Raw genomic sequence first — 13,908 nt, forward strand, 5'->3', positions numbered from 1 at the left:
TGCCCCGGTCGGGGTCAGGCGTTACACGAGGAGTCCGGTGATGTCCGAGAAGGTTCTCGAAACCACCCGGCGGTTCCTGCACGGGGCCGCGGAGCTGCTGCTCGCCGGGCCGCAGCACCGCACGACCGGGCGCATCGAGCTGCGCGTGACCGAGGGCGGGTTCGCCACGGTGACCGAGCCCGCCCTGCGCGTCGAAGGGGCCGAGCTCGTCACGCCGTCCGGCCGGTTCCCGCTGGACGGCCGGTCGTACGCGCAGGTCGCCGCGGCCGCGGGACTCGAAGCGGGGGAGCCCGCCGGGGTGTACGGCGGCGGCCCGGGCGTCGGGGTCGACGAGGTGCTCAGGCTGGACGCGGCCGCCGTGTCCACGCTGGTGCGGGCGTTCGCCGAAGGGGACCGGGCCCTGCGGGCGTTCGCCCCCGGACTGACGCCGGTCCTGTGGCCGGAGCACTTCGACGTCGCGATCGTCCTCGACGAGGTGAACTACGGCGTCTCGCCGGGGGACCGGTACTCGGCCGAGCCGTACGCCTACGTCGGGCCGTTCGAACCCCGCCGGGGTGAATTCTGGAACGCGCCCTTCGGCGCCGCGCGCACGCTGGCCGGCCTCGGCGACGGGGACGCGGTCGTGCGGTTCTTCCGCGCCGGCCGCGACCTCGCGGGCGGCGCCGTAAGGGATTCCTGATCTCCGGCCCGGCCCCACGCCGTTACCCTCGGCCGATGCCCGGTTCTCGATGGTCGCAAGCCGTGCTGGTCGCGCTGCCGGGCCTGCTGCTCGCCGGGTTCGGGGCCGCGCACCCCGCGGTGCTGGACGCCGCCACCGCGTCGCGGTGGACGACGCTGCACGTGCTCCTGCTGCCGGTCTTCCCGCTGCCGGCCGTGGCGCAGTGGTTCCTGCTGGCCGCGGCGCCGCCGTGGATCCGCTGGCCGGGGCGGCTGGCTGCGTTCGGCTACGCGGCCTTCTACGGCGGTCTCGACGCGGTCGCCGGCATCGCCGCGGGCACCGTCACGGAGGCCCAGCACGGCGTCACCCCGGTCGTCGGTGCCCTGTTCGGGATCGGGGACCTGCTCGGCCACCTCGGTGCCGGGTGCTTCCTGGCCGCCGCCGTGCTGATCGCCGTCGCCGCCGCGATGCGCGCGGGGTGGCGAGCCGCGCCCGGAGCGGTCGTGCTGCTGGTCGCGAGCGTGTCCTTTCTCGACAGTCACATCTTCTGGCCCCGCGGGGTGCTCACGATGCTCGGCGTCGCGGCCGGGATGTTCTTGCTCGGGCTGCCGGCCGTCACGCGTGGCACTCCCGCAGCCGCTGCCCGCCGATCAGGCCCGTGAACGACGACGCCGCCTGCGTGGGGGACGCCGTCACGCCGTACTCGGCCGGGGCGATCGTCGTGCAGTGGCGGTCGAACCACGCCGACCGGGCGCGCTGCACGGCGGTCGGGCCGGGATCGCCGGGGGCGGTGTAGCTCAGGACGTACTCGAGAGTGCCGTCGGTGGCCCACCGCTCGAGGGTGGCCGGGGCCGGGACGTCGTCGGTGCCGAGGAAGCCGCCGACGCCGACCACCCGCTCGTTCGTCGTGATGAGGTAGGGCGCGGTGAACATGGCGCTGCCGTCGACGAGGAGGGTGATCCCGGTGCCGCCCGCGTGCTGCCGCGCGTAGGCCAGGATCCGCTGCTCGTCGGGGGAGAGGGCGACCGGGGCCGACGCGCCGCCCAGGGCCGGGCCGGCCGTCGGGAGCGGGCCGTTGTCGGTGCCCGCGAACGCGGTCGAGGCCGACCAGACCGCCGGGGTCAGCACGACGGCCGCGAGGCCGAGCCCGATCGCCGGCCCGGTCAGGCGGGGGACGAGCAGCGCCGCGGCCGCGACGACCGCGGCGGCCAGGGCCACCGGTCCGGTCCACGCGTGGTAGTCCGGGGTGCGGGTGGTGAGGACGTACGCCCAGGCGCCGGCGAGCACGAACCCGAGGGCGAGCACGACGCGCGCGGGCACGCCGGCCCGCGTCGTGCGCCGGAGCCGGGCCACCCCGGCGGCCGTGACCGCCGCCAGCGCCGGGGCCAGTGCGGCCGTGTAGTACGGGTGCCAGGTGCCGTGCGCGAAGCTGAACAGCAGGGCCGTCACCACGAGCCAGCCGCCCCACAGCAGCCACCCCGCCGTCCGGGCCCGGTCCGCCCGCGGGGCGCGGAACAGCACCGCCGCCACGAGGACGACCAGGGTCAGCGGCAGCAGCCACGAGACCTGGCCGCCCGCCAGGTCGCCGAAGAGCCGCCCGAAACCGGGCTCGCCGCCGAAGATCGTCACCAGGCCACCCGGCGGCAGGTGCACCCCCGGCGGCAGCACCATCCCCGACGGGAGGCCGCCCCCGGGCAGCGTCGCGTCCCCGCCGACGACGCGGCTGAACCCGTTGTAGCCCCACAGGAGCTGCCACGCCGTGCCGTCGGTGCTGCCGCCGATGTAGGGCTTGGTCCCCGGCCACAGGTCGACCACCGCGATCCACCACCCGGACGTCACGACCAGCACGGCCGCCGCGCCGAGCAGGTCCGCGAGCTTGCGGCGCACGCCCGCGCCCGGCCCCGCGAGGTACGCGACGGCGAACGCCGGGACCACCACCCACGCCTGCAGCATCTTCGTCACGAAGCCGCAGCCGAGCAGCGCCGACGACGCCAGCAGCCACGCCGTCGCGGCCCGCGGCCGGTCGGCGGACACGGCGCGCGTGAGGGCGTACGCCGCGGCCACGAGCAGGAGCACCAGCAGCGTGTCCGGGTTGTTGTCGCGGTCCACCGCGACGACCACCGGCGTGAGCGCGAACAACGCCGCGGCGAGCAGCGCGGTGTGCTCCCCGGCCCACCGCCGCACGGCGCGGTGGAGCAGGAACACGGCGGCGACGCCCTCGACCGCCTGGGGGAGCAGCAACGACCAGCCGTGGTAGCCGAACAACGCGGTCGAAAGGACCTGCGGCCACTGGCCGAGCGGCGGCTTGTCGAGCGTCACGACGCCCTGGCCGTCGAAGGACCCGAACAGGAAGTTCCGGACATTCAGCGACATCGAGCGGATCGCGGCCGAGTAGTAGCTGTTGCCGATCCGGCCGTCGGCGAGGTTCCAGAAGTAGAGCACGGCCGCCACCGCGCAGATCGCCGCCAGGGCCCACGGCTGCCACCGGGGGCGGGAAAGCGTTTTCGGCGGAGCCGGGACGGGGGCCTCGGTGATGGTCGTCGACACGGGTGCTCCTCGATGCTGGTGGCTCTCCCGGGGGTGACCTTCCGGGGATACCACGGGGTTCGCCGCGCGGGCACGGTCTCGGGCCCGAGGCAGCACACCACGAGATGAACCGGCCGCCACCCGGCTCCTACCGTGGGAAGCACCCGGAGGATGGGAGACGTCCGAGCCGTGTCCGAGCCAGCCGAGGTACCGACGGCGGGAGAGCTCCCCGCGTTCCCGATGCGCCGCGTCACCCCCTTCGACCCGCCCCCCGAATACCGCGTGATGCGCGAGTCGGGGCGGGCCACCCGCGTCCGGCTGCCCTGGGGCGGCCCGGCCTGGGTGCTCACCGCCGCCGACGACATCCGCGCGATGCTCACCGACCCGCGGTTCAGCTCCGACCGGCTGCGGCAGGGTTTTCCTTTCCTGGTGCGCAATCCGCTGTCCGGGCCGCGCTCGTTCAAGCCGTCGATCATCAACCTGGACCCGCCCCCGCACACCGCGGCCCGGCACGAGGTCGTCGGCGAGTACACGATCCGGCGCCTGGAACGGCTGCGGCCGCGCATCCGCGAGATCGTCGACGAGCGCTTCGACGTGCTGCTGGCCGGGCCGGCTCCGGCCGACCTGGTGTCCACAGTGGCCTTGCCGGTGCCGTCGATGGTGATCTGCGGCCAGCTCGGTGTCCCGTACGCCGACCACGGGTTCTTCCAGGAGCGCAGCCTCGCCCTGCTGCGGCGTCAAACCCCGCTGGCCCAGCGGAAGCAGGCGGTCGACGAGCTGCAGGCCTACTTCCGCGACCTGGTGGCGGCGAAGGCGGTGGCACCGGCCGACGACCTGCTGAGCCGCCAGGTCCGGCGCCGCCGGGCGGCCGGGGACCTGGACGCGGCCGAGCTCGCGAGCCTCGCCGTGCTGCTCGTGGTGGCCGGCCACGAAACGACGTCCAACATGATCGCCCTCGGCACGTTGTTCCTGCTGGAGAACCCGGACGTCCGCGCGAAGCTGGCGGCGGACCCGGCGCTGGTGCCGGCGGCGGTGGAGGAACTGCTGCGGCACCTGTCGGTGGCGGAGGTGGCCACGGCCCGCATCGCGACGGCCGACGCGGACCTGGCCGGCGTCCGGATCCGGGCGGGCGAGGGCGTGATCGGCCTGTGCCACGCGGGCAACCGCGACCCGGCGCAGTTCGAGCGCCCGGACGAGTTCGCCCTCGACCGGCCCAACCGCCACCACCACCTCGCGTTCGGGTTCGGCCCGCACCAGTGCATCGGCCAGAACCTGGCCCGGCTGGAGCTGGAGACCTACTTCACGACACTGCTGCGCCGGGCCCCCGAACTGCGGCTGGCGGTGCCGGTCGCGGACCTGCCGTTCAAGCACGACTCCGCGGTCTTCGGGCCGTACGAGCTGCCGGTGGCGTGGTAAGGCGCCGGAAACGCCGCACGGCCGGAGAGAAAGCCACCGGCAGCCGCCGCGGGATGGTTACGGTCGATCAGGTGCGCATCCTGTTCACGTCACTGGCCGCCTATGGTCACGTCTACCCGCTGCTGCCGCTCACCGTCGCCGCGCGCGAGGCCGGGCACGAGGTCCTTTTCGCCACCGCCGAAAGCTTTCTGCCGCACCTGCGGGCGGCCGGGGTCGAGGCCGTCGCCGCCGGGGTCGACGTACGGGTCGCCTTCGACCGGCTCTTCGCCGAGGCCGGTGAGACGCCCGGTGCGGAGATGCCCCTCGAGCGGATGACCGAGGTCATGGACCGGGTCTTCGGCGAGGTGCTGCCGCGCAGCTACTTCGCCGGGCTCACCGGGCTGTTCGCCACGCGGCGGCCCGATCTGGTCGTCTACGAGGCCTCGAACATCGGGGGTTCGTTCGCCGCGCGGGCCGCCGGGATCCCGGCCGTCGGGCACACCTTCGGGCACGTCATGCGCGTGGAAGTGGACGCGGAGAAGGTGGCCCCGTTCGCGCGGCTCGCCGCCGAGTTCGGGCTGGACTGGCGCGGGCTCGCCGAACTGGGCCACCCGTTCGTCGACATCTGCCCGGACTCGGTGCAGCACCGCGGTTTCCGCGACCTGGTGCCGCGGCTGCCGGTGCGCCCGGTGGGGTGGAGCGGCGCGGGCGAGCTGCCCGCCCTGCCGGCCCGAGACCGCCCCCTGGTCTACCTGACGCTCGGCACGGTGATGGGCAGCGCGGACGTCCTGCGCACGGTGCTCGGCGGCTTGGGCGTGCTCGACGTCGACGTGCTGGTGGCCTCGGGCCCGACGGTGCCCCCGGAAGCGCTGGGCGAGCTGCCGGAGAACGTCCGGAGCGTCGCGTGGGTCCCGCAGTCGCGGCTGCTGCCCCGCGTGGACTTCGTGGTCCACCACGGCGGCAACGGCACGATGCTCGGTTCGTTCGCGGCGGGCGTGCCCCAGCTGGTCCTCCCACAGGGCGGGGACCAGTTCGCCAACAGCGAGGCGGTGGTGGCGTCGGGCGCGGGGGCGCGGCTGCTGGGTGCCGAGGTGACGGCGGAGGCGGTCACGCAGCGGGCGGGGGAGCTGCTGAAGGACGAGTCCGCCCGCGAGGCCGCCCGAGCGGTGGCGGCGGAGATCGCCGCGATGCCGTCCCCGGCCGAGGCGGTGTCCGGCCTGGTCGGCTGCGCTCGGGGCGGGTGACCGCGAAAGTCCACCGTGGACGTCGGGGGGCGCTGCTCTGTTCGGGCCAGTGACGTATCCCCGCGGCGGGTCCATGCTTCCTCATCACGGCGGAACGTGGCTGTGCGGAGGGCCGGATGACGGGTCGGCGGGCGCCGGAGGTCGATATTCGGGTGCTGGGACCGTTCGAGGTCGAGGCCGGCGGTGCCCTGCTCGATCCCGGCGGGCCCCGGCTGCGGGCCGTGCTCGCGCTGCTCGCGGCCCACGCCGGCCGGCCCGTGAGCGTGTCGGCGTTCGTGTCCCAGCTCTGGGGTCCCGAGCCGCCGCCGGACGCCGGGCGGACGGTCCGCACCTACGTCTCGCGGCTGCGCCGGGCGCTGCCGCCGGTCGCCGGGCTCATCGGGACCCGGGCACCGGGGTACGTCCTGCTCGAACCGGAGACCGTGGACGCCGTGCGGTTCCGCCGGCTGGCCCGGGAGGGGCACGCGGCACCGGCCGAGGTCGCCCGCGAACGGCTGACCGCGGCGCTGGGGCTGTGGCGCGGGACGCCGTACGCCGAGTTCGACGGGATCGCCGCGCTGGAAATGGACCGAACGCGGCTCGCGCGCGAACGCCTCGACGCCGTGCAGGACCGCGTCGACGCCGATCTGTCCGCCGGGCTCGGCGGGGAACTCATCGCCGAGCTGACGGACCTGACCGCGGCCCATTCCGGGCACGAACGGCTGTGGGGCCAGCTGATGACGGCCCTGTACCGCGCGGGGCGGCAGGCGGACGCACTGGCCGCCTTCCGGCGGGCCCGGCACGAGCTCGTCGAGTACACCGGGGTGGAACCGTCTCCCGAGCTGACCGGCGTCCAGCGCCGGATCCTCGCGCACGATCCCCGGCTGCTGGCCACGCCCCGCGCGGATCCGGCGCCCGTGCCGGCTCAGCTGCCGCCCGCGGTGGCGGGGTTCACCGGGCGGCACGACGAGCTGGCGGCCCTCGACGCCGCGGCGGACCCGGCCGCGGTCGCCGTCCTCGCGATCTGCGGCACCGCCGGCGTGGGCAAGACGGCGCTGGCCGTGCGCTGGGCGCACCGCGTCGCGGCCCGGTTCCCGGACGGGCAGCTCCACGTCGACCTGCAGGGGTTCGACCCCGGTGGCGTGGTGCCGGTCGAAGAGGCCCTGCGCGGGTTCCTGACCGCGTTCGGCGTCACCGAGCGCCAGCCCGGCACATTGCCGGAGCAGGTCGCGCTGTACCGGAGCCTGACGGCCGGGAAGCGCGTGCTGGTGGTGCTCGACAACGCGCGCGACGCCGCGCACGTGCGCCCGCTGCTGCCGGCCGGACCGGGCAGCGCGGTGGTCGTCACCAGCCGCGACGGCCTGGTCGGGCTGGTGGCCCGCGACGGTGCCCGCCGGATCGGGCTGGACGTGCTGGCCCGCGACGAAGCCGTCGAGCTGCTGCGGCAGCTCATCGGCGACCGGATCGCCGGGCCGGCGGAGCTCGAGGACCTGGCCGCGCACTGCGCCCGGCTCCCGCTGGCCCTGCGGGTCGCGGCCGAGCTCGTCGTCCGCCGCGGCCGGGTCGGGCTGGAGGACCTCGCCGACGAGCGGCAGCGGCTGGACCTGCTGGAGGCCGGGGCCGACGCCGCGACCGCCGTGCGGGCCGTGTTTTCGTGGTCGGAACGGCACCTGCCGCCCGAGGCGAACCGCCTGTTCTGGTTGCTGGGCCTGCATCCCGGCCAGGACGCCGGCAGCGACGCCGTCGCCGCCCTCGCCGGGGCCGGCGGGCGGCGGCTGCTCGACGTGCTCGCCGGCGCCCACCTGGTGGAGGCCACCGGCACGGACCGCTGGCGGATGCACGACCTGCTGCGGGCCTTCGCCCGGGAGCGCGCGCAGCAGCAGCTCGACGAGGCCGACCGGCACCGCGCGCTGGAGAACCTCTACGAGTTCTACCTGACGCACGCGCTGGCCGCGATGGACGCCGTCTTCCCGGAAACCGTGGCGTGGCGCCGCGAAGACGCCGAGCCGGGCCGGACGGCGCCGATGCCGGCGGTCGCCGCGAAGGCGTGGCTGGACACCGAACGGCTGACCCTCGTCGCGATCACGCGCACCGCGAGCGGCGAGCTGGCCGGGTACGCCGTCAAGCTGGCGCGGGCGATCGACCAGTACCTGAGCGTCGGCTACTACAACGCGGACGCGTTTTCCGTGCACCGGCGGGCGCTCTGGGCGGCCGAGCGGCTCGGGGACCGGGCCGGGCAGGCGCGCGGGCTGCTGGAACTCGGGCGGTCGCACGCCCGGTCGGGCGCCTACGGGGACGCCGACGAGCACTACCGGCGCGCGCTGGGGCTGTTCCGCGAACTCGGGGACCGCGCCGGTGAGGCACGGGCGCTGATCGCGTTGGGCCACAACGAAGGCCGGGTCCGCCGTTACCACGACGCCCTCGACGGCTACGGCCGGGCGCTCGCGGTCAGCCGCGAAATCGGCGACCGCGTCCAGGAAGCCGTCGCGCTGGCCAGCATCGGCCAGGTGCAGCACAGCCTGGGCCGGCACGAGGAGGCGGTGTCGTGCTACCGCCAGGCCGCGGCGATCTACGAGGAGACCGGGCAGCGCGTCGGCCAGGGCCGGATCCTCAACGACCTCGGCAACGCCCTGCAGAGCTACGGGCGCCTGACCGAGGCCTACGACCACCACCAGCGCGCCCTGCGGATCCTGCACGACATCGGCGACCGCGCGGCCGAATCGATCGCGCACACCGACCTCGGCCGGATCTGCTCACGCTGGGGCCGGCACACCGAAGCCCTCGAGCACCACCTCGGCGCGATCGCCGTGTTCCGGGAGATCGGCGACCCGGTCGGCGAAGCGGAGGTGCTGGTCAACCTCGGCAGCGCGTACGAGCGCATGGGCCGCCACCCGGACGCGGCCGACGCGCACCAGCAGGCCCAGACGCTGGCCGCGAAACTCGGCGACCGGCGCCTCGAATGCACGGCGCTCAACGGCCAGGGCCGGGTGGCGTGCACGGCCGGCCGGGGTGGCGAAGCCCTGGGGTACCACCAGCAGGCCCTGAACCACGCCCGGACGATCGAGGATCGCGAGCAGGAAGCCGCCTCGCTGGACGGGATGGCGGCCGCCCAAGCCCAATCGGGGGCACCGGCCGAGGCCCGCCGCCGGTGGGTGGCGGCGCTCCGGATCTACGAGGACCTGTGCATGCCGGACGCCACCGGGGTACGCCGACGGCTCGCCGAACTCCCGGCGGCCGACTAGGAACCTGGCTCAGCCGCCGGTCGCGACCAGCCGGTCCTCCGGCACGCGACCGCCGGTGCGGAGCCGGACGGCCCGGTGGACCGCGGGTTCCGGGGCCGGCCTTCGCTAGCAGCCGGGCGTTGAGAGGATCCTGAGAACACGTCCGCGCCGGGGTGAACTCTCCCGGACCGGCTCTCGTGCTCCCGGTAGACGATCAGCTCCCGGGAGGTCACGGATGTCCGAGGTCATCGAGGCGCGGCGTGCGGCCGTGGTCCGCAACGACGGCGAGTACCGGTTGGTCACGAACCAGGCGGTGCCGGCCCGCACGGTGTTGTTCACCCTCGAGGGTGAACTCACGGCGACGCCGACGCGCTACACGGTGCAGCTCGACGCGAGCCGGCACGTCGACATGCCCGCCGGGTGCCCGCTGGAGGAGGTGCTGGACCGGTACTACTGGCGGTTCATGAACCACGCCTGCGAGCCGGTCGCGGTGATCCGGGACCGGGAGGTGCTCAGCCTGCGCCCGATCCCGGCGTGGGCGGAGATCACCTTCCACTACGCCAGCACCGAGTACGACATGGCCGAGCCGTTCGAGTGCCGGTGCGGCGCGGACCGGTGCGACGGCGTGGTCCAAGGCTTCCGGTACCTGCCGCCGCACCGGCGCGAAGCGTTGCGCAGCCTGCTTTCGCCGTACCTGCTGGCCGTGCTCGACGGCCGGATCGCCGAACCCCTCGGGGTGTGAGGGGTGAGCGAGGCACTCCAGCCCTCCACCGCCGGACCCGCGCTGCTGCACCACTTCTTCGAGCAGTCGGCGCGCCGGCGGCCGGACGCGGTCGCGCTGGACGTCCCGCCCTCGGGCGGGCGGGCGCGGCGCACCGTCACCTACCGCGACCTGCTCCGCCGGTCCAGCGTCGTCGCCCGCGCTGTGCAGCAGGCGGTCCGGCGGCCGGGGATCGTCGCGATCCTGGTGCCCCGCACGAGCGAGGACCTCTACCTCGCGCAGCTGGGCGTGCTCCGCGCCGGGTCGGCCTACGTCTGCGTCGACCCGTCGTTCCCGGACGAGCAGCTCGGCCACATCCTCGGGGACGCCACGCCGGCGCTGCTGATCACCGACCGGGCCGGGCACGAACGGGCCCGTCGCGCCGGCTACACCGGAGCGGTGCAGCGCGTCGACGGCCCGGCCGGGCCCGCCGCGCAGCCGGTCATCGCCCCCGCGGCGCCGCCGGGACTGGCTTACGTCATCTACACCTCCGGGACGACGGGAAAGCCGAAGGGCGTGCTCGTCGGGCACCGCGGGGTGGTCAACCTGATCCGGTCGGACGTCGCGGAGTTCGGGCTCGCGCCGGGGGACCGCGTGGCCCAGGGGTCGTCCCCCGCGTACGACTCTTCGGTCGAGGAAATGTGGATGGCGTGGGCGTGCGGCGCCACCGTCGTCGTGATGGACGACGACACCGCCCGGCTCGGCCCGGACCTCGTGCCGTGGCTGCGGCGTGAGCGGGTGACCGTGCTCTGCCCGCCGCCGACGCTGCTGCGGGCGACCGCGTGCGAGGACCCGCGGCGGGAGCTGCCCGACCTGCGCCTGCTCTACGTCGGCGGGGAAGCCCTGCCCGACGACGTCGCGGAGCGCTGGGCGCCGGGACGCCGCATGGTCAACGGCTACGGGCCGACCGAATGCACGGTGACCTGCCTGCGTGCCGACGTCGAACCCGGCAAGCCGGTGGCCATCGGCAAGCCCGTGCCGGGCATGCGGGCCTGGGTGCTCGACGACCGGCTCGAGCCGGTGAAGCCCGGGGAGCAGGGCGAGCTGTGCATGAGCGGCGCCGGCCTGGCGCTCGGCTACCACGGCAAACCGGAGCTGACGGCGGAGAAGTTCCCGCACCACCCGCGGCTCGGGCGGCTGTACCGCACCGGCGACCTCGTGCACGCCGGGCCGGACGGGACGCTCTTCTACCACGGCCGGATCGACTCGCAGGTCAAGCTGCGCGGCTACCGGATCGAGCTGGAGGCGATCGAAGCGTCCCTCGCCCGGTTGTCCGGCGTGCGCGAAGCGGCCTGCCGGGTCCAGGGCGAGGGCGCGGGCCAGGTGATCGCCGCGCACCTGGTCCCCGACGGCGCCATGCCGGACCCGGCCGTCCTGAAGGACCGGCTGCGCGAAGTCCTGCCCGCGTACATGATCCCGGCGGTCTTCGGCGAGATCGGCACGCTGCCGCGCAGTGCCGGCGGCAAGCTGCGCCGGGCCGACCTGCCGGTCCTCGCGAGCGGGCGGCGCCACGCGGCCCGGACCGCCGGCACCGGGGTCGAGGCGTTCATCGCCGAAGCGCTGCGCGCGGTGTTCGGGACCGACGACATCGGCGCCGACGACGACTTCTTCGACGACCTCGGCGGCAGCTCGCTGCAGGCGGCGATGCTGATCTCGAAACTGCGGGGGAACCCGCTCACCGAGGCCATCGCCGTCCGGGACGTCTACCGCGCCCGCACCGTGTCGGAGCTGGCGAAGCTGGCCGCCCCCGCGACCCACGACGAGCTGGACGCGGTCGCGGCCCCGGCGCGCCGCGCGGTCGCCATCACCCTGGCGCAGGCGGCGTGGCTGTTCGCCGAGCTGGCGATCGCCGCGCCGATCGGCTACTTCGCCGTCTTCGTCGTGCTGCCGTGGCTGGCCGAGCGGATCGGGCTCGTCCCGCTGATCGTCCTGCTCCCGGTCGCGGTGCTGGTGGCCGGGTTCGGCTGGACGCCGGTGGCCGTTTTCCTGGCCGTGCGGGCGAAACGCGTGCTCATCGGCAAGTTCAAACCGGTGCGGGTGCCCGTCTGGAGCGGGTTCCACCTGCGCCTGTGGATCGTGCGGCACCTGCTGCGGTTCGTGCCGTGGGGGACCATCGCCGGCACCGAGTTCCAGTGCGTGGCCCTGCGCTCGCTCGGGGCCCGGATCGGCCGGCGCGTGCACATCCACCGGGGCGTCGACGTCGCCCAGGGCGGCTGGGACCTGCTCGACATCGGCGACGACGCCACCATCGCCCAGGACGCCTCGCTCGGCCTGGTGCAGCTGGGCGAGGGACACCTCACGATCGGCCGGGTCACCGTCGCGGGCGGCGCCACCGTGGACGTCCGCGCGGGCATGGCGCCCAACACCCGGCTCGGCCGCGGGGCGTGGCTGGCCGCGTTGTCGTCGCTGCCGTCCGGAACCGCCGTTCCCGACGGCCGCCGCTGGGACGGCGTCCCCGCGCACGACGCGGGACCCGCACCGCGCGCCCCGGTCCCGGTCGTCTCGGGCATGCTCTCCCCGTTCGCGCACGGGCTCGCGACCATCGCGGCCCGGGCGGCCTTCGCGTGGCTGTTCACGCTGCCGTTCTCGATCGTGATGATCGCGCTGGTCCTGGCGTTCGACGTCACCTACCCGGCGGTGCTCGGTGCGCTCACACAGCCGTGGGCGCACCTGCGGTTCCTGGTCGTCCTCGCCGGCGCGAGCTGCCTGTCACTGCTGGTCTCGGTGTGGCTCGAGGCACTCAGCGCGCGGCTGCTCGGCCGCGTCGGCAGCGGCGTGATCAGCCGGTGGAGCCTCGCCTACATCCGGGTCGGGCTGAAGACGGGCCTGGTCACCACGGCGGGCAACTGGCTCTCCGGCGGGCTCTTCTGGCCGGTGTGGCTGCGCTGGGCCGGGATGAAGGTGGGGCGCGGCTGCGAGATCAGCACGATCATCGACGTCGTGCCGGAGCTGGTCGACATCGGCCCGGACACCTTCTTCGCCGACGGCATCTACCTCGGCGGCCCGCGCATCCAGCAGGGCACGGTCACCCTCGCCCCGGTCCGCCTCGGGCACGACACGTTCCTCGGCAACCACGCGGTCGTCCCGGCCGGGCAACGGCTGCCCCCGGACATCCTGATCGGCGTCTGCACGGTCGCCGACGACCGCATCATGGTGGCCGGGACCTCGTGGTTCGGTCACCCGCCGATCCTGCTCCCGCGCCGGGAAATCGTCGACACCGACCGCAGTCTCACGCACGACCCGTCCTTCGCGCGGGTCGTCACCCGGGTGTTCTGGGAGTGGCTGCGCTTCGCGCTCCCCGTCGTCCCCCTGGCCGTCATGACGGCCTGGTTCACCGGGATCGCCTACGCCGCAAGGATTCTGCCGCTCGCCGCGCTCGTCTTCCCGGGCGCGGCCGCGGTGACGGCGGCGACGGCGCTCCTGCCGTGCCTGATCGTGCTCGCGCTGAAGTGGGGCCTGCTGGGCCGGGTCAAGCCCGGCGTGCACCCGCTGTGGTCCTGCTGGTGCAGCCGCTGGGACTTCCTTTACGTCGCTTGGGGAGTCATCGCCTCCGGGGTGCTGGCGGCCTTCGAAGGAACGTTGCTGCTGCCGTTGTACCTGCGCCGGATGGGCATGGACATCGGCAAGCGCGTCGTGCTGGGGGAGGGGTTCGCGCAGGTCGTCGACCCCGACATGCTGCACTTCGGCGACGGTGCCACGGTCAGCGCGATGTTCCAGGCCCACACGTTCGAGGACCGCGTGCTCAAGATCGACCACGTGCACGTCGGCGCGCATTCGACCCTCGCACACGGCACGGTTCCGTTGTACGGCGCCGAAATCGGCGAACACACCCACGTCGCACCGCACAGCGTGATCATGAAGCAGGAGCACCTGCGGCCCCGGCTGCGCTACGCGGGCGTCCCGACGAAGGAGCAGAAAGCGCCCTCGCCGCGGACGAACCCCGATCCCGTCACGCACCCGCTTCGCGCGGCGGGCCGGGTCAAACCCGTTCCGGCGCCGCCGACGCAGGCGTTCTGGCAGTTCGACCGGGCGTTCGCGGTGCCGGGCGAGCCGGCGGGCCGGGCGCCCGGGGGATGACCGGCCGCCGATGCCGCTCCGCCCGGAGCGGGATCGGCGGACCGTCAG

At 74.7% G+C, this 13,908-nt stretch carries 8 protein-coding genes; 7 read left to right on the forward strand and 1 reads right to left on the reverse strand.

Annotation, left to right across the window (positions count from 1 at the left end):
• Window positions 1-40 precede the first annotated feature (40 nt).
• A complete protein-coding gene (locus ACYVLJ_RS25125; protein WP_460440586.1) occupies window positions 41-679 on the forward strand; it encodes a hypothetical protein in 639 nt (212 codons plus the stop codon).
• Window positions 680-714: 35 nt separating this feature from the next.
• Entirely contained in the window at window positions 715-1,320 is a 606-nt protein-coding gene (locus ACYVLJ_RS25130; protein ID WP_460440587.1) for a hypothetical protein, read from the forward strand.
• Here ACYVLJ_RS25130 and ACYVLJ_RS25135 read toward each other — a convergent pair.
• Window positions 1,274-3,205 (reverse strand): ArnT family glycosyltransferase, encoded by a 1,932-nt coding sequence (locus tag ACYVLJ_RS25135; RefSeq protein WP_460440588.1) that lies wholly within the window; start codon window positions 3,203-3,205, stop codon window positions 1,274-1,276. The two genes, ACYVLJ_RS25130 and ACYVLJ_RS25135, sit on opposite strands and share 47 nt — an antisense overlap.
• Window positions 3,206-3,373: 168 nt before the next feature.
• Here ACYVLJ_RS25135 and ACYVLJ_RS25140 point away from each other — a divergent pair, with 168 nt between their 5' ends.
• The 5 genes from ACYVLJ_RS25140 to ACYVLJ_RS25160 all read left to right on the forward strand — a co-directional run bounded on the left by ACYVLJ_RS25140 (window position 3,374) and on the right by ACYVLJ_RS25160 (window position 13,860).
• Window positions 3,374-4,600, forward strand: coding sequence for a cytochrome P450 (locus ACYVLJ_RS25140; protein WP_460440589.1), 1,227 nt, complete (start codon window positions 3,374-3,376; stop codon window positions 4,598-4,600).
• Window positions 4,601-4,671: 71 nt separating this feature from the next.
• On the forward strand, window positions 4,672-5,823 hold the full coding sequence (locus ACYVLJ_RS25145) for a glycosyltransferase (RefSeq protein ID WP_460440590.1): 1,152 nt from the start codon (window positions 4,672-4,674) through the stop codon (window positions 5,821-5,823).
• A gap of 116 nt (window positions 5,824-5,939) precedes the next feature.
• Window positions 5,940-9,044, forward strand: a complete 3,105-nt coding sequence (locus tag ACYVLJ_RS25150; protein WP_460440591.1) for an AfsR/SARP family transcriptional regulator — start codon at window positions 5,940-5,942, stop codon at window positions 9,042-9,044.
• Between the two features lie 214 nt (window positions 9,045-9,258).
• Window positions 9,259-9,765, forward strand: coding sequence for an SET domain-containing protein (locus ACYVLJ_RS25155; protein ID WP_451983665.1), 507 nt, complete (start codon window positions 9,259-9,261; stop codon window positions 9,763-9,765).
• Window positions 9,766-9,768: 3 nt separating this feature from the next.
• Window positions 9,769-13,860, forward strand: a complete 4,092-nt coding sequence (locus ACYVLJ_RS25160) for a non-ribosomal peptide synthetase (RefSeq protein ID WP_460440592.1) — start codon at window positions 9,769-9,771, stop codon at window positions 13,858-13,860.
• The last annotated feature ends 48 nt before the right edge of the window (window positions 13,861-13,908 follow it).

This window comes from Amycolatopsis stemonae, assembly GCF_054781455.1.

Coding starts and splice junctions, on each gene's coding strand:
- ACYVLJ_RS25125 (WP_460440586.1), top strand. CDS start 41: ATGTCCGAGAAGGTTCTCGAAACCACCCGGCGGTTCCTGCACGGGGCC.
- ACYVLJ_RS25130 (WP_460440587.1), top strand. CDS start 715: ATGCCCGGTTCTCGATGGTCGCAAGCCGTGCTGGTCGCGCTGCCGGGC.
- ACYVLJ_RS25150 (WP_460440591.1), top strand. CDS start 5,940: ATGACGGGTCGGCGGGCGCCGGAGGTCGATATTCGGGTGCTGGGACCG.
- ACYVLJ_RS25155 (WP_451983665.1), top strand. CDS start 9,259: ATGTCCGAGGTCATCGAGGCGCGGCGTGCGGCCGTGGTCCGCAACGAC.